General features: G+C 65.6%; 19 protein-coding genes and 1 pseudogene. 11 read left to right on the top strand and 9 right to left on the bottom strand.

What is annotated here, in order from left to right; genetic code table 11:
* The first annotated feature begins 19 nt into the window (after positions 1–19).
* On the top strand, positions 20–1051 hold the full coding sequence (locus tag EAV90_RS09050; protein WP_122406613.1) for an L-idonate 5-dehydrogenase: 1032 nt from the start codon (positions 20–22) through the stop codon (positions 1049–1051).
* A gap of 66 nt (positions 1052–1117) precedes the next feature.
* On the opposite strand, the gene EAV90_RS09045 is transcribed toward EAV90_RS09050, so the two are convergent.
* A complete protein-coding gene (locus tag EAV90_RS09045) occupies positions 1118–1978 on the bottom strand; it encodes a DUF3280 domain-containing protein (protein ID WP_122402773.1) in 861 nt (286 codons plus the stop codon).
* 194 nt (positions 1979–2172) lie between these two features.
* Here EAV90_RS09045 and EAV90_RS09040 point away from each other — a divergent pair, with 194 nt between their 5' ends.
* Complete coding sequence (locus tag EAV90_RS09040; RefSeq protein ID WP_122402772.1) at positions 2173–3555, top strand: sensor histidine kinase; 1383 nt, start codon at positions 2173–2175, stop codon at positions 3553–3555.
* Positions 3552–4214: a response regulator gene (locus EAV90_RS09035; RefSeq protein WP_122402771.1), complete on the top strand. Its 663-nt coding sequence runs from the start codon at positions 3552–3554 to the stop codon at positions 4212–4214. The genes EAV90_RS09040 and EAV90_RS09035 overlap by 4 nt, the downstream gene beginning before the upstream one ends.
* A gap of 16 nt (positions 4215–4230) precedes the next feature.
* Here the strand turns inward: EAV90_RS09035 and EAV90_RS09030 are convergent, their stop codons facing one another.
* The gene (locus EAV90_RS09030; protein WP_162500238.1) at positions 4231–5214 is read right to left on the bottom strand and encodes a VOC family protein; all 984 of its coding nucleotides are present in this window, start codon (positions 5212–5214) and stop codon (positions 4231–4233) included.
* Between the two features lie 146 nt (positions 5215–5360).
* Here EAV90_RS09030 and EAV90_RS09025 point away from each other — a divergent pair, with 146 nt between their 5' ends.
* From EAV90_RS09025 to EAV90_RS09010, 4 genes are all read left to right on the top strand, one after another.
* Entirely contained in the window at positions 5361–6152 is a 792-nt protein-coding gene (locus EAV90_RS09025) for a DNA-binding transcriptional regulator (protein WP_122402770.1), read from the top strand.
* Between the two features lie 72 nt (positions 6153–6224).
* Complete coding sequence (gene mhpA, locus EAV90_RS09020; RefSeq protein ID WP_122402769.1) at positions 6225–7748, top strand: bifunctional 3-(3-hydroxy-phenyl)propionate/3-hydroxycinnamic acid hydroxylase MhpA; 1524 nt, start codon at positions 6225–6227, stop codon at positions 7746–7748.
* Positions 7749–7769: 21 nt separating this feature from the next.
* Positions 7770–8648 carry a fumarylacetoacetate hydrolase family protein gene (locus tag EAV90_RS09015; RefSeq protein WP_122402768.1) on the top strand — a complete coding sequence of 293 codons (879 nt, stop codon included), beginning with the start codon at positions 7770–7772 and terminating at the stop codon, positions 8646–8648.
* Between the two features lie 15 nt (positions 8649–8663).
* Complete coding sequence (locus tag EAV90_RS09010) at positions 8664–9875, top strand: ABC transporter substrate-binding protein (RefSeq protein ID WP_122402767.1); 1212 nt, start codon at positions 8664–8666, stop codon at positions 9873–9875.
* 65 nt (positions 9876–9940) lie between these two features.
* On the opposite strand, the gene EAV90_RS09005 is transcribed toward EAV90_RS09010, so the two are convergent.
* Positions 9941–10783, bottom strand: coding sequence for a hypothetical protein (locus tag EAV90_RS09005; RefSeq protein ID WP_122402766.1), 843 nt, complete (start codon positions 10781–10783; stop codon positions 9941–9943).
* A 213-nt stretch (positions 10784–10996) separates the two neighbouring features.
* Here EAV90_RS09005 and EAV90_RS09000 point away from each other — a divergent pair, with 213 nt between their 5' ends.
* Positions 10997–11872 carry an IclR family transcriptional regulator gene (locus EAV90_RS09000; RefSeq protein WP_122402765.1) on the top strand — a complete coding sequence of 292 codons (876 nt, stop codon included), beginning with the start codon at positions 10997–10999 and terminating at the stop codon, positions 11870–11872.
* 10 nt (positions 11873–11882) lie between these two features.
* Here the strand turns inward: EAV90_RS09000 and EAV90_RS08995 are convergent, their stop codons facing one another.
* The 3 genes from EAV90_RS08995 to EAV90_RS08985 all read right to left on the bottom strand — a co-directional run bounded on the left by EAV90_RS08995 (position 11883) and on the right by EAV90_RS08985 (position 13740).
* Entirely contained in the window at positions 11883–12149 is a 267-nt protein-coding gene (locus tag EAV90_RS08995) for a hypothetical protein (RefSeq protein WP_122406611.1), read from the bottom strand.
* Between the two features lie 716 nt (positions 12150–12865).
* On the bottom strand, positions 12866–13357 hold the full coding sequence (locus tag EAV90_RS08990; RefSeq protein WP_162500237.1) for an SRPBCC family protein: 492 nt from the start codon (positions 13355–13357) through the stop codon (positions 12866–12868).
* Between the two features lie 2 nt (positions 13358–13359).
* Positions 13360–13740: an ArsR/SmtB family transcription factor gene (locus EAV90_RS08985; RefSeq protein ID WP_122406609.1), complete on the bottom strand. Its 381-nt coding sequence runs from the start codon at positions 13738–13740 to the stop codon at positions 13360–13362.
* 283 nt (positions 13741–14023) lie between these two features.
* Here EAV90_RS08985 and EAV90_RS08980 point away from each other — a divergent pair, with 283 nt between their 5' ends.
* On the top strand, positions 14024–15085 hold the full coding sequence (locus tag EAV90_RS08980; protein ID WP_164936847.1) for a serine hydrolase: 1062 nt from the start codon (positions 14024–14026) through the stop codon (positions 15083–15085).
* A 64-nt stretch (positions 15086–15149) separates the two neighbouring features.
* On the opposite strand, the pseudogene EAV90_RS41430 reads toward EAV90_RS08980, so the two are convergent.
* Positions 15150–15498, bottom strand: a pseudogene (locus EAV90_RS41430) (outer membrane protein); the annotation flags it as partial.
* Positions 15495–16199 (bottom strand): SDR family oxidoreductase, encoded by a 705-nt coding sequence (locus EAV90_RS08970; RefSeq protein WP_122402763.1) that lies wholly within the window; start codon positions 16197–16199, stop codon positions 15495–15497. The pseudogene EAV90_RS41430 and the gene EAV90_RS08970, both read right to left, overlap by 4 nt.
* A 100-nt stretch (positions 16200–16299) precedes the next feature.
* Here EAV90_RS08970 and EAV90_RS08965 point away from each other — a divergent pair, with 100 nt between their 5' ends.
* Positions 16300–17142, top strand: coding sequence for a GNAT family N-acetyltransferase (locus EAV90_RS08965; RefSeq protein WP_122402762.1), 843 nt, complete (start codon positions 16300–16302; stop codon positions 17140–17142).
* Positions 17143–17261: 119 nt separating this feature from the next.
* Here the strand turns inward: EAV90_RS08965 and EAV90_RS08960 are convergent, their stop codons facing one another.
* Complete coding sequence (locus tag EAV90_RS08960) at positions 17262–17711, bottom strand: hypothetical protein (protein WP_164936846.1); 450 nt, start codon at positions 17709–17711, stop codon at positions 17262–17264.
* Positions 17712–17996: 285 nt separating this feature from the next.
* Between EAV90_RS08960 and EAV90_RS08955 the strand changes: the two genes are divergently transcribed.
* Entirely contained in the window at positions 17997–18275 is a 279-nt protein-coding gene (locus EAV90_RS08955; RefSeq protein WP_122402761.1) for a hypothetical protein, read from the top strand.
* Positions 18276–18670: the final 395 nt, after the last annotated feature.

The raw sequence follows: 18670 nt of genomic DNA, 5'->3' as shown, positions 1-18670 counted from the left end.
CGCGAACAAGGAGCAAGCCATGCGCGCCGTCGTCATCCATGCCCCGAAGGACCTGCGGATCGACAACTACCCCGATCCGACGCCCGGCCCCGGCGAGGTCCGCGTCAAGATCGCCAATGGCGGCATCTGCGGCTCTGACCTGCACTACTACCATCATGGCGGTTTCGGCGTCGTGCGCATCCGAGAGCCGATGGCGCTGGGGCATGAGATCGCGGGCGTTGTCGCCGCGGTTGGTGACGGCGTCAGCGCTGTGAAGGCTGGCACCCGCGTCGCGGTCAATCCGAGCAGGCCTTGCGGGGCGTGCCTGCATTGCCAGGAAGGCATGCGCAACCAGTGCCTCGACATGCGCTTCCTCGGCAGCGCGATGCGCTTTCCCCATGTGCAGGGCGGCTTTCGCGAATTCATCACGGTCGATGCGGCGCAGGCCGTGCCGATCGCGGACAAGCTCTCGCTGGCGGAAGCCGCGGTCGCCGAACCGCTTGCGGTGTGCCTGCACGCCGGCAGGCAGGCCGGTCCCCTGCTGGGCAGGCGCGTGCTGATCACTGGCTGCGGTCCGATCGGCGCGCTGATGATTTTGGTGTCGCGTTTCGGCGGCGCATCCGAGATCGTGGTGACTGACGTCGCCGACGCGCCGCTTGCCGTCGCGAGAAGACTCGGTGCGACCCACGCCATCAACGTCGCGACCAACGCCGCCGCACTCGATCCCTGGCGCGCCGGCAAGGGCGTGTTCGACACGCTGTTCGAGGCCTCCGGCAACCAGGCAGCGCTCCGCACCGCGCTCGACGTGCTCAGGCCCGGATCGACGCTGGTGCAGCTCGGTCTCGGCGGCGAGATGACGCTGCCGATCAACTCCATCGTCGCCAAGGAACTGCAGCTCCGCGGCACCTTCCGTTTCGATCCCGAGTTCGAGCTGGCGGTGCGCCTGATGGGCGAAGGGCTGATCGACGTCAAGCCGCTGATCACGGCGACCATGCCGTTCGAGAACGCGGTCGCCGCGTTCGAGCTCGCCAGCGACCGCTCGCAATCGATGAAGGTGCAGCTGACGTTCTGAAGTGCGACGACGGCGGTTTACCTCTCCCGTAGGGAGAGGTAATGCAAGCACCGCACACGATAGGCGCTACTGGCTATCGATCAGCCGTTCGCTCACCAGCCGCACCGCCCCGCGCTTCCAGGAATAGTCCGCGCCCATGCGCAGGCCGCTGTCGCCGCGCGCCAGCACCGCGCCGGTCCTGGCATCGCGAAGCTGGAAGCCGAGCGTGTATTCGGTGCGGCTGACGCGGCGCACCACGCCGATCAGTGACTGATCCGCACCGAGCTTCTGCGCAATGGAGGCCTCGCACCCGCCGCAATCGCGCAAAGCGCCCGCCTTCCCCGCCTCTCCGCCGATATCGACGATCCGGTAGCGGCCGGATTGGCCGAGCGCCTCGCGCACACCGCCGGTGACCTCGGCCAGGTGCGAGGCGTCTGAACCGGCTGACGCGCCCGCTGAGGCGGCGGTCATGTCCTCGAGCTCGAAATCGAACACTGCAAGCGCGGCCGGCGCAGGCATGCCCAGCGCCGCGATGACCTCGCGGGACACGAAGACCTCGGCGCGCCTCCATGATTCATCATTGTCGCCGCGGAAGCTGTAGAGCTTGTCCATCACGAGCTTCTTGGCGCCAACGTCGATCACGGCGACCTTCGCCCACTGCACCAGCGTGCTCGTCTTCTGGATACCGCCGATCACCTTGAACGCCGCTCCGTTCTGGGCGGACGGCACCAGCCGATAACGCCCACCCTCGCTGATATCTCGTCTGAGCGCGGCCATGAACGCCACTAGCCGCCGCTCGTGGGCGGCAGTCTGGTTGGTCGGCTCGGCCGACGTATCGGTATAGCTGAAATCGTCCACGGCTACGCCAATGGCGCCCTCGGCATCGGCCCGCGCATAAGAGAGGACGAGCAGCAGAAAGGCGGAGAGGATCGGCCGGAAGCGGTGCATGGACGGACCTCATGGGATGGAGCACCCCGCAAATCTGGACGGGTCGCCCGACACCGTGCAGCCGTGACCGTCCCGACGAAGGCCGGGAAAATTTCACGACATTGCACCGCGGTAAGGCTGGAACGCTTCCCGCCGCTGGCGTTCTGCCGTTTAATGAGGGCGCGACAAACCCGTTCGCACCAAGGTGCAAGCCGATGTGGAATCGCCCGAGGTTCGATCTCAAGGTCCGTCTGACGCTGCGCGTGGCCGCGATATCGGCCGCCTGCTTCGCCGCGATCTCCGCCTATTTCCTTGTTTCAGCCGATAGCGCTGCGCATGCGCGCATCGACGGGATCGCCGCCATCGTGGCGAAGACACTCGAGCTGCAACAGGGCAAGATCCAGTGGGTGGCGAGCCCCCGCTCGGACTTTCCGAACCTCGACCCGGTTTCGGCCCATGTGATGACGCCGGGCCTGTGTCTTGGCTTCCGTAGCCCGAGCGGCGACATGCTGCAGCGCTTCTGCAGTGGCGCGCCTGCCCCGGCGAGCCCGCCGCCGCACGCCTTCGCCGCCTTCTATCGCAGCCTGTTCGACCCCGGCCGCGAGGCGGCGCGGCCGGTGATCGTGCGCGGCACCAAGCTCGGCGAGACCGTGGTCTCGGTCGATCCGGCCGTGCAGACGGCCGAGGCCTGGCACGAGGCCGGCCGTCTGATGATCGCGCTTGCGATCGCACTGCCGCTGCTCTGCGGGCTGATCTATGCCGCACTGGCCCGCGCCCTCCGCCCCACCCGCATGATCGGCAACGGCCTCGAGCGGATCGCCGCCGGTGACCTCACGACGCGGCTGCCGCCCTTCGATCTCGCCGAGCTCTCCGCCATCCGCGACGTCTTCAACCACCTCGCAGAAAGCCTCGACACCGCGCTTGCAGAACGCAACGAGTTGACGCGTAAATTGATCGCGCTCCAGGACGAGGAGCGCCGCCATCTCGCGCGTGAGCTGCACGACGAGTTCGGGCAATCGCTCGCTGCGATCCGGGCGCTGGCCGCGTCCGCCCGCCAGACTGCGGCACAGGACTGTCCCGGCCTGCTGGGCGAATGCGACAGCATTGCCCGCACCGCGACCGGCATGATGGAGACGCTGCGCGGCGCACTATTCCGATTGAGGCCCCCCGATGTCGACGAGCTCGGGCTCGTTGCCAGCCTCGAAGGCCTTGTGTCGGGGTGGAACGGCCGCAGCCGCGGCCAGACCCGCTTCGATATCCGGTTCGACGGCGCCTTCGAGAGCGTGCCCGCCTCCGTCAGCGCCAATCTCTATCGCATCGTGCAGGAGGCGCTCACCAATGCGGCCAAGCACGCCGGTGCCACGAAGGTCAGTCTGCATCTGACGATGTCCGAAAGCCAGATCGCGCTCGCGGTCGAGGACGACGGCCGGCCGAACGAGGCTGCCGTCAAATCCGGCATGGGCCTGCTCGGCATGCGCGAGCGCGTCGCCGCGCTTTGCGGCCGGCTGAGCTTCGAGACCGGCCCTGACGGCTCGGCGCTGCGCGTGTTCATTCCGCTCGCGGCCGCCGATCGGCAGGCGCTGGAGCACGCGGCATGAGCGCGACTGAAGCGACCATCCTGCTGGTCGACGACCATTCCGTCGTCCGCGAGGGCTATCGCTCCGTGCTGCAGAAGCAGCCGGGATTGCGCGTCGTCGCCGAGGCGGCCGACGGTGCGGAGGCCTATCGTCTGTACAAATCCGAGGCGCCCGACCTCGTCATCATGGACCTCAGCATGCCCGGCATCGGCGGCATCGAGGCCGTCAGGCGGATCAGGCAGTGGGACAAGGCGGCGCGCATCCTCATCTTCACCATGCATGAGAATGCCGGCTTTGCCGTGCAGGCGATCCGCGCCGGTGCAAGGGGCTACGTCACCAAGACCAGTCCGCCCGAGACGCTCGTGCGCGCGGTGAAGGACGTGCTCGCCGGCAAGATCGCCATCAGTCCCGACATCGACCACGAGCTCGCGCTCAGCCGCATCAGCGGCGAGAGCTCGGCCGCCGACGTGCTGACGCCGCGCGAATTCGAAGTGCTGCGGCTGCTGCTCGCCGAGAACACGACGGAGGAGATCGCCGAGACGCTGCATGTCAGCCCGAAGACGGTGGCGAACCTGCATTCCCTGATCAAGGACAAGCTCGGCGTCGGCTCCGACATCGAGCTGGTCCGGCTCGCGCTGCGCCAGGGATTGCTGACGCAGGTCGATCTCGGCGAGGCCTGAGCCGTGCTGCCGCAGATCATTCGCGTGCGATCACCGAATCCAGCCATGCGCAATTCAGAGGTGGCACGCGCGGGTCGGCGACGCGCACGCCGCGCGCGGCCGCATCGAGTCGCATGTCGCGCAATCGCTTGCGCTGCTCTTCGGGCATATGGAGCCGCTCGTGGCCCCACAGGGAGGGCCCATCAAAGGTCTCGTGCGGCTGCCAGGTCTCGGGATTGATGACGCGTCCGCCCCAGCCGTATTCGATGAAGAAGCCGGACGGCGTATTTACGTAGAACGAGGTCATGTGGTCATTGGTGTGCCGACCCAGCGTGTAGGCGATGCGCCCCTCGTCCATTTGCGCGAGGTCGTAGCCCTGCCCGACATCATCGAGGCTGCCGAGCTCGACCATGAAGTGATGCATCGCCTTCCGTCCCGAGCCGACCATCGCAAAGGAGTGGTGGCGGCCATTAACGTGGAAGAAATAAAGCCCGTAAGGCTTCAGCCCAAAATCGGACACGTGAAAGCCGAGCACGTCGCGATAGAACGGCAACAGCGGCTCGACGTCCTCGACGTTGAGCACGACATGCCCCATGCCAAGCGCTCCGGTGCGGAAACCCGAGATCGGCCGGCCCGGCCTAAACGGCTCGCTCGCAAGCTCCGGCCGGCAAAAGGCTTCCAGCCGGTTGTCGGCGGGATCGGCAAACGCGATCAGCTCGGCGACATGCCGCTCGTCGGCGAGCGCGCGCGAGCCGCGCGCGACCTTGACGCCGTGGCTTTCCAGCCGGCCCGCCAACCGATCCAGTTCAGCGGTCGACGGCACCTCCCAGCCCATCACGGCCAGCCCCGCATCGCTGCTGCCGTCGACGATCAGCCGCTGCTTGCGGTCGTCCATGCGGAAGGCGCGCATCCTGCCGCCGCGATCGACCTGCTGCATGCCGAGCAGCCCGGTCGCCATCCGGCTCCATTGGTCGAGCTGCGACGAGTTGATCCCGATATAGCCGAGCGCGGTGATTTCCATCGACGTTCTCCCAAGGGCATCGCACCCGCTGCACTGCGGCGAGCTTGATACCGGCCGCGCACGATCCTACGGTAACGTCCCCGCAATCGCTTCGCGCTCGAAGACGATAATCGCGCAGCCGTGCGCCACAAGGGAGGAAATACAAGGTGTCCAAGGTGCGGACGCGGAACGGCCAGCCGCGGCAATCCGAGGGCGTCCGCGCCTTCAAGCGCGGGCTCGACGTGCTGCACGAGGTCAACCGCTCCGGCGGCATCCGCGCCGGCGACGTTGCCCGCGCGCTCGACCTGCCCCGACCCACCGTCTACCGCCTGCTCGAAACCCTGGAGGAACTCGGGTATATCGCCCGCAGCGCCAGCGATGACCGATTTCGAGTCACCCGGCGCGCGCTGAGCCTCGGCGACGGCTATGATCCCGGAGTGGTGATCTGCCAGGCGGCGGCACCTTATCTCGCCGATCTTAGCAAGAAACTGGTCTGGCCGGTCGATCTCTCCACCTATGAGAACGCGGCGATGGTCGTGCAGGAGACCACGCATTCGCGCAGCCCGCTCTCGATCGATCGCGGCATGATCGGCAAGCGCCTGCCGATGCTGCGCACGTCTGCGGGCCGCGCCTATCTCGCCGCGTGCCCTGCGCGCGAACGCGATCTCATCATCAATCACCTCCGCCGCATCGATGAGGCCGACGACCGCCCCTTCCTCGACCAGGGCCGGCTCGACCGCATGATCGCCGAGACTGCCGCGCGAGGTTACGCAATCCGCAGCGAGGGCGAATACAATCCCAAGACGGCTTCGATTGCCGTTGCCATCGTGCGGGACGGCAGCGTATTCGGCTGCATCTCAATCATCTGGATCCGCTCGGCGCTGGGGATCGAGGAAGCGGTCGCGCAGTTCGCGAGCCAGCTGCTGGAAACGGCGTCCGCCATCCCTGTCGCGGGATAGAGGCCGTCCGCTGGGCGGACAGTTGGCGCGCCGGCGTTGAAGGTCCGGCCCTGCTTGGGGAAGAGATACCCCATGCAAGATAAATCCGCCCCTGAAGAGTTTGACGTCGTCATCGTCGGCCGCGGCCCGGTGGGCGCCACGCTCGCCAACCTGCTCGGCCTGTGCGGCGTGCGGACGCTGGTGCTGGAGCGCGAGGCGCGCACCTATCATTTGCCGCGCGCGGTGCATTTCGATGATGAATGCATGCGCGTGTTCCAGACCATCGGGCTTGCCGATGCGATCCTGCCGCATGTCATTCTCAGTCCCGGCATGCTCTTTCTCGATGCAGCCGGCCGCATGCTGCTGGATTGGTCCCGTCCGCAGACGCTGACGCCGATGGGCTGGCATCTCAGCTACCGCTTCCACCAGCCCGATCTGGAGGACGTGCTGATCGCCGGCCTCGCCCGCTGGCCGCACGTCACCTTGCGCAGCCGCTGCGACGTGTTCGCGCTGGACCAGGACGCGGCCGGCGTGCGCGTTCGCTACGAGGACCTCTCCAACGGGAGGCTCAGCGATATCCGCGCCGGTTACGTGATCGGCTGCGACGGCGCCCGTTCTCTCGTTCGCCGCTTCATCGGCTCGGGGATGGACGATCTCGGCTTCCACGAGCGCTGGCTCGTGATCGACGTCCTGCTCAAGCGGACGCGCGATGACCTCGGCGACTACAGCCTCCAGCATTGCGATCCCCGGCGGCCGGCAACCTACGTGCGCGGCACCGGCACGCGACGGCGCTGGGAGATCACCGTGCTCCCGCATGAGGATTCCCAGGAGGTGGCGCAGCCGGCAAAGGTCTGGGAGCTGCTGTCGCGCTGGGTCACCCCCGACGATGCCGAACTCGAGCGCGCCGCGGTCTACACGTTTCATTCCGTCATCGCTCAGCAATGGCGCAACGACCGGCTGCTGCTTGCCGGCGATTCCGCGCACCAGACCCCGCCCTTCCTCGGCCAGGGCATGTGCGCCGGCATCCGCGATGCCGCCAACCTCGCCTGGAAGCTCGCCGGCGTCATCCGCGGCGAAGCGAGCTCCGATCTCCTCGACACCTATCAGAGCGAACGGCTGCCGCACGTGCGCGAGTTCATCGAGCTCGCCATTCGCCTCGGCGGTGTCATCAACACCAAGGCGATCGAGGCCGGCCTTGCAGCCGGACAAGCGCGCGAGAACGCGCCGGTCAGGCTGGAAGTGAAGAAGCCGCTGCTCGGCCCCGGACTCGCTTTCGGCGACCTGCCGCTCGCCGGACATCTCGCACCGCAATTCATGCTCGGCGACGAGCGCCGCAGCGACGACCGGACCGGCTACCATCATGTGTTGCTTGTCGAGACCGCGGCCGCACTGCCGTCGCACCTGGCGCTGTCGCAGGCCGGGATCGAGATCCTCACCAGTGACGATGCCGAAGGCATCGGACCCTGGCTGCGCGAACGCGGCATCATCGCCGCACTGGTTCGTCCCGACCGCTACATCCGCGGCACCGCCCGCAACGAGACCGAGCTCGAGCGGCTCGCCGCCGCGGTCATTCCTGAAACCCAAATTCCTTCAGCCCAGACGCCGTCCGCGGCCTGATCGAACCCACAAGGACATCTCATGAAGCTGCTCTCATTCATCGCCGACGGACGCGCCTCCTTCGGAGCCCTCAAGGACAATGGCGTCGTCGATCTCGGCGCCCGCATGCCGGCCTGCAGCACGCTGCGGCAGCTGCTCGAAGCCGGACGCCTCGCCGAGGCGGCAAGGCTGGCCGTCTCCGTGGCGCCCGATCATTCGCTCGACAAGATCAGCTTCGCGCCGGTGATCCCCGATCCCGGCAAGATCATCTGCGTTGGCCTCAACTATCGCGATCACGTGGCCGAGACCGGCCGTACCATCACCGAAAAGCCGGCCCTGTTTGCCCGCTTCGCCTGTAGCCAGGTCGGCCATTTCCAGCCCATTGTGAAGCCGAAAGTGAGCGACGACTTCGACTATGAAGGCGAACTCGCGCTCGTGATCGGCAAGGCGGGCCGTCACATTCCGGCCGACCGCGCGTTCGACTACGTCGCCGGCTATTCCTGCTACAACGAAGGCAGCATCCGCGACTGGCAGCGCCACACCAGTCAATTCCTCGCCGGCAAGACCTTTGCCGACAGCGGCAGTTTCGGTCCGTGGCTGGTGACGACGGACGAGATTCCCGATCCTTCAAAGCTCACCCTGCAGACCCGGCTGAACGGCAACGTCGTGCAGGACACCACGACGGATCTCCTGATCACCGCCATCCCCGAGCTGATCGCCTACATCTCCACCATCTGCCCACTCTTGCCCGGCGACGTCATTGTTACGGGCACGCCGGGCGGTGTCGGCGCCAAGCGCACACCGCCGCTGTGGATGCGCCCCGGCGACACGGTCGAAGTCGAGATTTCCGGCATCGGCACCTTGCGCAACACGGTGATCGCCGAACCAGCTCGACCGTCAACACCGATCAATCAACGATAGACTTAAGGAAACGCCATGGGCACGACCCGCACCACCTCCCCCGCAATCCTGCTGATTACACTCGCTCTCGCGGGCTCCGCTGCGCGGGCCGAGATCAAGGGCGACGCCATCCGCATCGGCGTCCTCACCGACATGAACGGCGTGTTCGCGACCGCCATGGGCCCGGGCTCGGTCGAAGCGGCGCGGATGGCCGCGGAGGAGTTCGGCGGCAAGATCAAGGGCAAGCCAATCGAGATTTTGCAGGCCGATCACCAGAACAAGCCGGATCTCGCCGCATCCCTCGCGCGCAAGTGGTTCAGCGACGGGGTTCAGGCAATCGCCGATGGCGGCAGCTCCGGCGCGGCACTTGCGGTGCAAGAGCTGGTGCGCGGCAACGGCAAGATATTCCTCGTCTCCGGCGCCGGCGCGAACCAGCTGACTGACGAAGCGTGCGCCCCAACCAGCGTGCAATGGACCCAGGACGCCTATTCCACGGCGACCGCCGTGGTCTCCGGCATCATGCAGACCAGCAAGGAGCCCTGGTTCTTCATCACCGGCGACTACGCCTTCGGCCATTCGATCGAGGCGACCGCGCGCGACCGCATCGCCGCGCTCGGCGGCAAGGTCGCCGGCAGCGTCAAAGCGCAGCTCGGCACGCCCGATTACAGCTCATTCCTGCTCCAGGCACAGTCGTCGGGCGCCAAGATCCTGGCCATCAACGTTGCCGGCGATAACGCAACCGCGATCAAGCAGGCCGAGGAGTTCGGGCTCGCCGATCAAGGCATGAAGATTGTGCCGATGTCGTTCCAGAACGTTGACATCGAGGCCGTGGGCCTGAAGGCCACGCGCGGTGATCTCATCGTCACCTCGTTCTTCGAGGATGTCTCGCCGGCAGCCCGGAAATTCTCCGATGCGTTCTATGCTCGCCGCAAGGCGATGCCGTCGCAGATCCAGGCCGGCGTCTATTCCGCCGTGCGCCACTATCTGCAAGCCGTGAAGGACATCGATTCCGACGAGGGCCCTGTCGTGATGGCCAAAATGAGGGCGATGCCGGTATCTGACGCCTACACCACTAACGGCCGCATTCGCGAGGACCAACGCATGGTGCACGATCTCTATCTGGTGCAGGTCAAGACTCCGGAGGAATCCAGGGGCCCGTGGGACTTCGTCAAGCTGGTCGCGACGATCCCGCCGGACCAAGCCTTTCGTCCGCTCGATCGTAGCAAATGCAGCCTGGTCGGCAAGTAAAGCGTTTTCAAGCGCAGTGGATGCCGGTTCGCGTCAAGAAAACGCGTCAAACACGAATCTGACCGTCAGGCGAGATAACGCGCCAGATAGCCTTCCATGGCATAGAGTGCGCAGAGCGCGAGGCTCGACCAGACGGCGGCGCTGAAATAGAGGAACATCCAGGTCAGCTCGCCCTTCCAATGCGCGATGTCGTGGGTCACCACCCAACGTGTCGCGACGTCGTGCAGGCCTTCGACGAGCCCGAGGAATTTGTTGCCCTCTTGATGCCCTGCCCGCCAGCGGCTGAGATACATCGGCACGTCGACGGTGACGAGGAAGGCGAGAAAGCAGGCAATCCCGACGATGCCAGCGATCAGCGCCCAGCGCACCACGCCCTGGAATTCCGGCATCAGGCGGCACAGAGCGATGCCGGCGAGGAAGAAGGTCACCGCCCACAGCGAATTCTCGATCGCGTTGTAGAGATAATTGGTGGTGACCACAGCGTACCAGGAGAAGCACTCGGCGATGATGATGATGGGCACGATCACGAGCGCGATGTTCACCGCCGTCTCCGCGCCGGTCATGGTGCCGAGCTGATGCAGGATGATCGCCCATTGCGCGGCGAAGCACACCTCGGCCACGGTCGCAACCGAGCGTCCGACGAAGACGCTGGAGAGCCAGGTGTCGAACAGGCAGATGCGCTGCACGTCGGCGCGCGGCAGCACCGAACGGAAGGCGCAGCCGAACACATAGCCGGCGCACAGCAGGAACATCAGCCCGATATCCGAGCCGCCACTGAGGCTGGCCGAAGGTGTCGGGTAGAACTCGCGATAGAGCATGAACCAGACGAGAATATTGGCGCTGCTCACAAGCGTGAGGGATCCCCACCACCACGCGAGGGGATTTGACCGCGCCTGCCACTGCAACATGAACCGCTCCGCAAAATCATCGACCTGACATGCCGTCGTAATAATCCTGTCACAAGACGACATGCAATCACGACAACAATTTGTGTGGTCGGTCGGTCAAGCGCGTCCTCCAGCGGAATGGTGAAATGCAAGCCTCTGTCCACTTTTCGGACAATCTATGCGTCTTCTGCGAATTTATTGGACAAGAATGACCTGCCAGTCCTATAATTAGGAATGGTCCCGACTGACTCATCCAAGCCGCGACGTCCGCTCTCCTCCGCCGCCGCAGTGCTGGCGGAGAGCACCGATGACGCCGCTTTCGCCACCACGCTGGCAAAAGGGCTCGTCGTGCTCGAGGCCTTCGAGGCGGGGAGCACGCTGCTCGGCAACATGGAGCTCTCGACGCTGACGGGCATCCCGCGGCCGACGGTGGCGCGGCTGACCCACACGCTGGCCGAGCTTGGCTACCTCCGCTACGACGCCGAGCGGGCGAAGTACCGCGTCGGTGCGCGGGCGCTGCGGATGGCGTACCCTCTGCTTGCCGGAATGCAATTCCGCCAAGTGGCGCGGCCCATGATGCAGGAGCTGGCGCACAGCGTTCGCGGCACGGTCTCGATCGGCCTGCTCGACGCCACCTCGATGATCTATGTCGAGACCGCGCGCTCCGGCGATGTCGGCCCGCACGTGCCCGACATCGGCATGCCCATTCCGATCGTGATGACCGCCATGGGTCGCGCAGCGGCGGCGACCTTGCCGCCGGCCGATGCAGACCGGCTGGAACGGAACATCGCCGCCGAAGACGCCGGGCTATGGTCGGCCTTTCGCGACAAATACCGCGCCGGGATTGCACAATGCAAAAGCCGCGGCTTCTGCTCCTGCTTGGGCGAGTACATGGCTTCGATCCATGCGGTCGCTGCGCCGCTGTTTCATGTGCGCGAATCGAAGCAGTCGTTCTCGATCAATTGCGGCATCCCCGCGTTCCGGCTGCAGCCAGGACAACTCGAGGGCGAGATCGGTCCGCGCATCGCGGCGCTCGCTGACGGTATCCGCACCATCGTCGGGCAGGAGGGACCGGCGGTTGAGACACGCAAGCAAAGCAAGAGGACATGAACCTTGGGGTTCATTGTCTTCCGGCACGGCGGCCGCCGCTGCGGATGAAGTCGTCGCGTTCGCCGACATGGCGCTGATATTCGGAGATCGCGCGGTTGGCCATGCGGATCCGGTTCGTCTGCCCCTCCTCGACCATCCTCGTGATACGCTGCGCCAGGAACACGCAGGCCTCGAATTCGTCGCAGATGGCGCCCGTACGCACGAGAAAGTCCCAGGCGATCTCGTAAGCCTGCTCCGCGGCGGGATTGCGGTAGTCGCTGAACATGATGTGCGTCATCATCGGCAAAGCCGGAGGGCCACGATCGTTCCTACCGGCGGCGCGGGACGGACTCCGGCGCCAGTGTTCCGATTTTCGGACCGGGCGATCTGACGACATTGCCGCGCCTTCACATCGGCAAGCGCAGGAACGGTTGGCGACGCGCGTGATTGGTCCGTCTTGAACCTCACGGAGAAACGACATGCGCAAGACGATTCTGACAATCATCACAGCTGCGATACTAGCCGCGGCTTCGGGCGGAGCATTCGCGCAAGGTGCGGGCGGCGCCGGCGGCGGAGCCGGTGGCGGCGCCGGTGCGGGCGCAGGTGCGGCTGGAGGCGCAGGTGCAGGTGCAGGTAGCGCCGGCGCCGCAGGAGCCGGAACCGGCGCATCCTCGGGTGATGGTGGCGCCGGAACTTCAGGAACTGGCGGCGGTGGCGACATCAGCCATGTTGAGCGCGGCGGACAAGGCGCTTCCAGCCCTAGGGGCATGCGCAACGAGATGACTCCGCCGTCTAGCGGCAACGTCCCTCGGCGCTAGCCGCACCATCGACAGGCTGCATCGAACGTCGATCACGACCGAAGGCCGCGCGCGAATGCGGCCCCGGCGAATCCTCTCCGCCGGAGCCGCATCCATTTTTCGAGCTGCTGAAGGATGAATCTTGAGCGCGTTCAGGGTGGTCATCCGTCGTTCGGGGATGATGCGAAGCGGCGATCCCCCGAACGATCAGCTCGTCTCATCCCTTCATCCCCGCCACATACGCCGCCAGCTTATCCAGCGTCTGGTAGCCGTATTCGACGGCACCGAAGCCGATCATGCCGTCGCGCTGCTCGTTGCTCGAGGCCAGCTGGCGCATCATCAGCACGGTCTTGCCGTTGCTCTGCTCGGCAAAGGTGACGGTGAAGCGGAACATGCCGGGATCGTCATCCTGGTCGAGGCCATGATCCATCTCCATCAGCGACGGCCGCTCGATGCGGCGGAAGCGCATGCGGTTCGGATAGACCGTGCCATCGGGACCGATCATGTTGAAGCGCCAGACGCCGCCGACGCGCACGTCGATCTCGAAGGTCTCGACCTTGAATCCCTTCGGACCGAACCATTGCGGCAGATGCTTCGGGTCGGACCACGCCTCGAACACCAGATCGCGCGGCGCGTCGATCACGCGCGACATCACGATCTCGCGGTCGAGCGACCATTGCGACAGAGCGGGATTGGCAGAACTCGTCATTATCAGGAACCTTTCCGTTTGGTTGTTCGGGACGGCCGCTTGGCGCCCGCCCTCTCCTTCTTGAGCTTCATCACGTAGTCCTCGAACCGGTCGAGCCGCGCCTCCCAGACCGCGCGCTGCTGCTGGAACCAATCCTCCGCGCCGACAAGCGCATCCGGGCTGAGGCGACAGGTGCGCACGCGGCCGGATTTCTCCGACAAAACGAGCCCGCTCGTCTCCAGCGCGTGGATGTGCTTCATGAAGCTCGGCAGCGCCATGTCGAAGGGATCAGCGAGTTCGCCGACCGACGCCTCGCCCGCACACAGCCGCATCACGATCGCCCGCCGCGTGGGGTCGGCGAGCGCTGCGAAAATCCGGTCGAGGCGGGAGGATTGGTTAGCCATGGAGCTAACTATAGAGCGGGTTCGCGCCGTGTCAAACAATTGTTAGCTCGTGAGCTAAGTAATTTCAGCCCACGCTGCGGAACCCACAACGCGCAATCGTGAATTGGGACGCGGGGCATTTCCCGTTAAAGACAGGCTCGGGGCGTATGATCGTTCGTCGAGACACGTGCCGCCTATTGTCACTCAACCGTATCATCTCACTCGCCGGGCTCTCGCCCGGGCTGCGCTCGTTCCATTGGCGATCGCGTTGGGCGGGTCGCACCGCGCCTTCGCGGATTCCGACATGATCGCGCAGATGCGCGACATCGTCGCGAACGAGTTGGCGCCGACCGCAACGCCGGACCATGCAGGCGGGCTCGCCGCCGCTCTTTATGCCGGCCGCCATTTCGAGTTCTTCACCTATGGCTTTGCCGATGATGCCGCCAAACGACCGGTGACGCCGGATACGCTGTTCAATCTCGCCTCATTGCGAAAGCCGTTCGAGGCGACACTCGTGGCGCTCGGCACGCTGCGCGGCGAACTGCGCCTTGACGATCGCCTGCCGAAATACCTTCCCGAGCTGACCGGCGAGTACATCCGCCGCGTCACTGTCGGCGAGCTCGTCGCACACACCTCGGGGCTGCTGCTGCCGACCGACCATCCGCCATGGCCGAACGAGCAGTACGATCGCGCGCAGTTCATCGGGATGCTGAACGCGTTCGCACCGGCCCCCGGCGTCGCCCCCGGCCGACAGCGCGTCTACACCCATGCCGGCTACGTTCTGCTTCAACTCGTGCTCGAGCGCCGCTATGGCATGCCGATCGCGCCCCTGTTCCAACAGCGTATCCTCGGACCGCTCGGCATGACCGCAACCTGCGTCCCCGAACGCGGCGAGGACAATCGCGCCATCATGGACGCGGACTGGATGCAGCGTGCGGTCCAGGGCTATTCGGATCAAGGCATGGCGATCGGTCCGATCAGCGACCAGCAGAGCTATTTCGACTTCCCCGGCACCGGCCAGATGTTCTCCTCGGCGCGCGACCTCGCGACATTCGTAGCGGCCTGCGTCGATGGCCGAGCGATCGATCCGCATCTGCGCGAAGCACTGCGGCTGGCGCAGCGTGAGGCTTTTCGCGTCGACGACAGGTTCGGGCAAGCGATGGCCTGGGAGACGGTGCGCCTGCCCGGTGTCACCGTCGTCGACAAGCCTGGCGGCCTCAACAATGCCTCCGGCTATATCGGTCTCGTGCCGGCGCGGCGGATCGGCATCGTCCTGCTCGCCAATCGCGGCGAGTACCCGCACGAGATCGCGCGCTACAAGATCCTGCCCGCGCTGGCGCAGCTGATCGCGCCGCACGGCGGCTGAGCGTCAAAACGGAAAGCCCGGCCGAGCCGGGGCTTGCCACGCCAGGTCCGGAACGGGATGAAGCTCAGTACCTGGCGACGACGGGTCCACCGAACTTGTGATTCACGCCGACGCGCACGATGTTCGACTTGATGTCGACCGAGTGGGTGTAGACGTTCCCGGGGTATGATGTCACACCCGCGACCAGATTGGTGCTGTTCAGGGTACTGCGGCCGAGATCGACATAGAGATATTCGGCCTTGAGCGACCAGCCGCCGCCGAAGGCATATTCGGTGCCGACGCCCGCGGTCCAGCCGACGCGTGTATCGCGGATCGCCCTAGATTCCGTCGCTGGCCGCGAAGGTGTCGGTGAGGTTGAAATTGCCCTTCACCTCGGCGGCCGCGCCAATGCGATTCGAAGTTGCGTATGTCAGACCGAGCGTGTCAGTCCGCCGTCAACGCGGATGTTCTGGCCAGTGATGTAGGCTGCGCCGTCGGACGCCAGGAACGAGATCGTCGCCGCGATCTCCTCGACCTTGCCGTAGCGCTTCATCGGCACGCTGTCGCGCCGCGCGTCCTGCTGCGGCAGGCTGTCGATCCAGCCCGGCAGGACATTGTTCATGCGAATATTGTCCGCGGCGTAGGTGTCGGTGAATATCTTGGTGAAAGCGGCAAGACCGGCGCGGAACACCGCTGAGGTCGGGAACATCGCGCTCGGCTCGAACGCCCAGGCCGTCGAGATGTTGATGATGGCGCCGCCCTTCTGCGCCTGCATCAGTGGCGTCACCAGCCGGGTCGGACGGATCACGTTCAGCAGATACGTGTCGAGTCCGGTGTGCCACTGCTCGTCGGTGATCTCGGTGATGGGCGCACGCGGCCCGTGCCCGGCGCTGTTGACGAGCACGTCGATCCGTCCCCACTTCGCCATCGCAGCGTCGACGAGGCGCTTCAGATCGTCGTTCGACTGGTTCGAGCCGGTGACGCCGATGCCGCCGAGCTCGGCAGCCAATGCCTCGCCCTTGCCCGAGGACGACAGAATCGCGACGCGAAACCCGTCCGCTGCCAGCCGTCGCGCAGCCCCCGCCCCCATGCCGCTGCCGCCGGCGGTAACGAGCGCAACCTTCTCTGCTGCCATGATCAATCATCCCCGTGTTGAGGCGAGCCGCAGGCCCCGCCTATCATGAGGCCTTCTACCGCCGGACTTGCCGTCAGGTCCATCGCCGAGAGCGTTCGTCATGAGCGATTTGCAGATCCGCAATTTGCGCCCCGAGAAGATCACAATCGCCATCGACTGGGCCGCGGCAGAGGGCTGGAATCCAGGCCTTGCCGACGCCGCCTGCTTCGCGATACCCGATGCGCAAGGCTTCTTCGTCGGCGAGATCGACGGCGAGCCGGTCGCGACCGTCTCCTGTGTCAATTACGGCGACCGCTTCGCCTTCCTCGGCTTCTACATCGTGCGCGAGCCCTTTCGCGGTGCGGGCCATGGCCTGCGCATCTGGAACGCGGCGATCGCGCATGCGGGCACGCGCGTCATCGGGCTCGATGGTGTCGTCGCGCAGCAGGAGAATTACAGAAAGTCCGGCTTCCAGCTGGCTTACGCCAATATCCGCTATGGCGGCGTCGTGACCGCGCCACCGAGATCGTCTGCCGAGGTCGTCGGCCTCGACGAGATCCCGTTTGCCATTGTTGAAGCCGATGACGCCACCGTCTTCCCGGCCAGGCGCAGCGCCTTCCTGCGCGCCTGGATCAACACACCCGGTCACGTCGGCCGCGCGTTGCTGCGCGATGGCAGGCTCGCCGCGTGGGGCCTCATTCGTCCGTGCCGGACGGGCTGCAAGATCGGCCCGCTCGTCGCCGACGATCGCGCGGCCGCGGAGGCGGTCGTGCAGGCTCTGCTGGGAAGCGCAGGCGGCGGCGAGGTCTTCCTCGATGTCCCCGCCGTCAATCCTGGCGCCGTCGCGCTCGCCGAGCAGCTCGGCCTCAAGCCGGTATTCGAGACGGCACGGATGTACACGGGGCCGATCCCGCCGCTGCGCATCGACCGCATCTTCGGCGTGACCAGCTTCGAGCTGGGCTAAGGCATGATCCGGAAAAGTGCGAAGCGGTTTTCCGGAAAGATCATGCGTAAACAACAAGCTAAAGCGCGATGACGATTCATCCAAATCTCATCGCGCTTTAGCTGAGCGGAACCCGCCGCTCAGTAGCAGCGCATGATGTTGACGGTGTGCTCGCTGCCGCCGCGGCCGGGCACCGTCACCTGCTCCGTCGGGCAGCTCGGTACATAGGGCCGGTCGGACGGCACGACGTTCGGCGGATAGCGGTGCGTCCAGTCCCAGGGAACATCGTAGGTGTAGGTGTAACGCACGTCGGTGGAGAGCGGCTGGCCGGCATCGACGAAGGGCTGGCTGTAAGAAGCAGCGCCGTCGTAGAACAATCCGCCGCCGCCCGGCCAATAGACCCAGGGCGCGCTGCGGCGGTGGAACCGGGCGCCCGACCCGATCGGCGGACGTGTTGCAGCCGGCGGCGCGGCGGTCACGACGCCGGGCGCCGCGGCGCCAGCCGGTCTGGCAAAACTGTCGCTGGAGCTAAGGAGCAGCGCGGCTGCGCTGAGCGAGGCGAACAACGCCCCATGTGATCTGACAATCATGATACGCACCACACTCGTTCGGCTTTGCGATAGCGGCTCCCCGCGAGAGGCTAGGCCGGGCTGTCGCCCACCCGCAAACGTATAATTAATTATTGGTTAAGGCACGCGGTTAACTGGAAGCAACGTGCAGCAGAATGCCCGGAATTCGCGTCTCATTTCAGCCACTTCGTTCCGCGGCAGGCGCTTCATATCCAGTTGATCGGAGTTGATCGCTCACCGGCCCATACTGCCGGAACGCTCCCGCAGTGCAACCGTTGGCCTCAACACAAGCAAGGAGCATCTCCAATGCAGAACAAGTCAAAACTCCTCTGCCTGATCGCGGCATCGCTCATCGCGGGCACCGCGGCCGCCTCGGCGCAGGGCTACGACTGGTATGGACCGCGCGCGGGCTGGGACCGCACGGCCCCTTACGAACCGGTTCAACCGCGCGCGTACTATCCTGACGTCGCGAGGCCCTACGGTGCGTTCAATGGCACCAACCATTCAACCCCGAGCTCGACGCAGGGCGATGTCGGCCCTGACGGCAACAACAACGGCACGCTGACCGGCAGCTATCGCTGGTAAGATCGTCTGCCTCGAAGGCCCACCGCCCGCAATGGATGGTGGGCTTTCGTGCGTCAGCGGTCCTGCTGCTTGCGCAGCCGGCCGCACCTTATCGAACAGCCCGGCCACAATCCCTTGCGTTGACCGTCGGGCAAAACACGCGAGCCATGGGTCAACGCACCCGGCCAAAAATATTCCGCTTTACCGAAATTCGGAAACGACGTATGTCTCGCCGCAATCCGGCCCAAGGAAGAGGGGCGTATCGCGATCGTCACGAACGCGGGCCGGACGGCGGTGGACGTGGGTTGCACCGGCGCGAAGGGTTTTGCAGGGCGGGCAACCGTGAGCGAAGACCTCGCGCCAACGACGGGTGCGGTTCGCGTACGGCAAAATCGTGTGGTCCTGGCGCCCGGGGT

The sequence above is a fragment of the Bradyrhizobium vignae genome, assembly GCF_004114425.1.
GTDB lineage: Bacteria > Pseudomonadota > Alphaproteobacteria > Rhizobiales > Xanthobacteraceae > Bradyrhizobium > Bradyrhizobium vignae.
The sequence above is the reverse complement of the archived record's forward strand: the minus strand, read 5'-3'. Positions and strand labels throughout refer to the sequence as shown.

Bases quoted from the DNA above. Each gene is read 5' to 3' on its own strand.
- EAV90_RS09050 (WP_122406613.1), top strand. From the start codon at position 20: ATGCGCGCCGTCGTCATCCATGCCCCGAAGGACCTGCGGATCGACAAC.
- EAV90_RS09045 (WP_122402773.1), bottom strand. From the start codon at position 1,978: ATGCACCGCTTCCGGCCGATCCTCTCCGCCTTTCTGCTGCTCGTCCTC.
- EAV90_RS09040 (WP_122402772.1), top strand. From the start codon at position 2,173: ATGTGGAATCGCCCGAGGTTCGATCTCAAGGTCCGTCTGACGCTGCGC.
- EAV90_RS09035 (WP_122402771.1), top strand. From the start codon at position 3,552: ATGAGCGCGACTGAAGCGACCATCCTGCTGGTCGACGACCATTCCGTC.
- EAV90_RS09030 (WP_162500238.1), bottom strand. From the start codon at position 5,214: ATGGAAATCACCGCGCTCGGCTATATCGGGATCAACTCGTCGCAGCTC.
- mhpA (WP_122402769.1), top strand. From the start codon at position 6,225: ATGCAAGATAAATCCGCCCCTGAAGAGTTTGACGTCGTCATCGTCGGC.
- EAV90_RS09015 (WP_122402768.1), top strand. From the start codon at position 7,770: ATGAAGCTGCTCTCATTCATCGCCGACGGACGCGCCTCCTTCGGAGCC.
- EAV90_RS09010 (WP_122402767.1), top strand. From the start codon at position 8,664: ATGGGCACGACCCGCACCACCTCCCCCGCAATCCTGCTGATTACACTC.
- EAV90_RS09005 (WP_122402766.1), bottom strand. From the start codon at position 10,783: ATGTTGCAGTGGCAGGCGCGGTCAAATCCCCTCGCGTGGTGGTGGGGA.
- EAV90_RS09000 (WP_122402765.1), top strand. From the start codon at position 10,997: ATGGTCCCGACTGACTCATCCAAGCCGCGACGTCCGCTCTCCTCCGCC.
- EAV90_RS08995 (WP_122406611.1), bottom strand. From the start codon at position 12,149: ATGACGCACATCATGTTCAGCGACTACCGCAATCCCGCCGCGGAGCAG.
- EAV90_RS08990 (WP_162500237.1), bottom strand. From the start codon at position 13,357: ATGACGAGTTCTGCCAATCCCGCTCTGTCGCAATGGTCGCTCGACCGC.
- EAV90_RS08985 (WP_122406609.1), bottom strand. From the start codon at position 13,740: ATGGCTAACCAATCCTCCCGCCTCGACCGGATTTTCGCAGCGCTCGCC.
- EAV90_RS08980 (WP_164936847.1), top strand. From the start codon at position 14,024: ATGATCGCGCAGATGCGCGACATCGTCGCGAACGAGTTGGCGCCGACC.
- EAV90_RS08970 (WP_122402763.1), bottom strand. From the start codon at position 16,199: ATGGCAGCAGAGAAGGTTGCGCTCGTTACCGCCGGCGGCAGCGGCATG.
- EAV90_RS08965 (WP_122402762.1), top strand. From the start codon at position 16,300: ATGAGCGATTTGCAGATCCGCAATTTGCGCCCCGAGAAGATCACAATC.
- EAV90_RS08960 (WP_164936846.1), bottom strand. From the start codon at position 17,711: ATGATTGTCAGATCACATGGGGCGTTGTTCGCCTCGCTCAGCGCAGCC.
- EAV90_RS08955 (WP_122402761.1), top strand. From the start codon at position 17,997: ATGCAGAACAAGTCAAAACTCCTCTGCCTGATCGCGGCATCGCTCATC.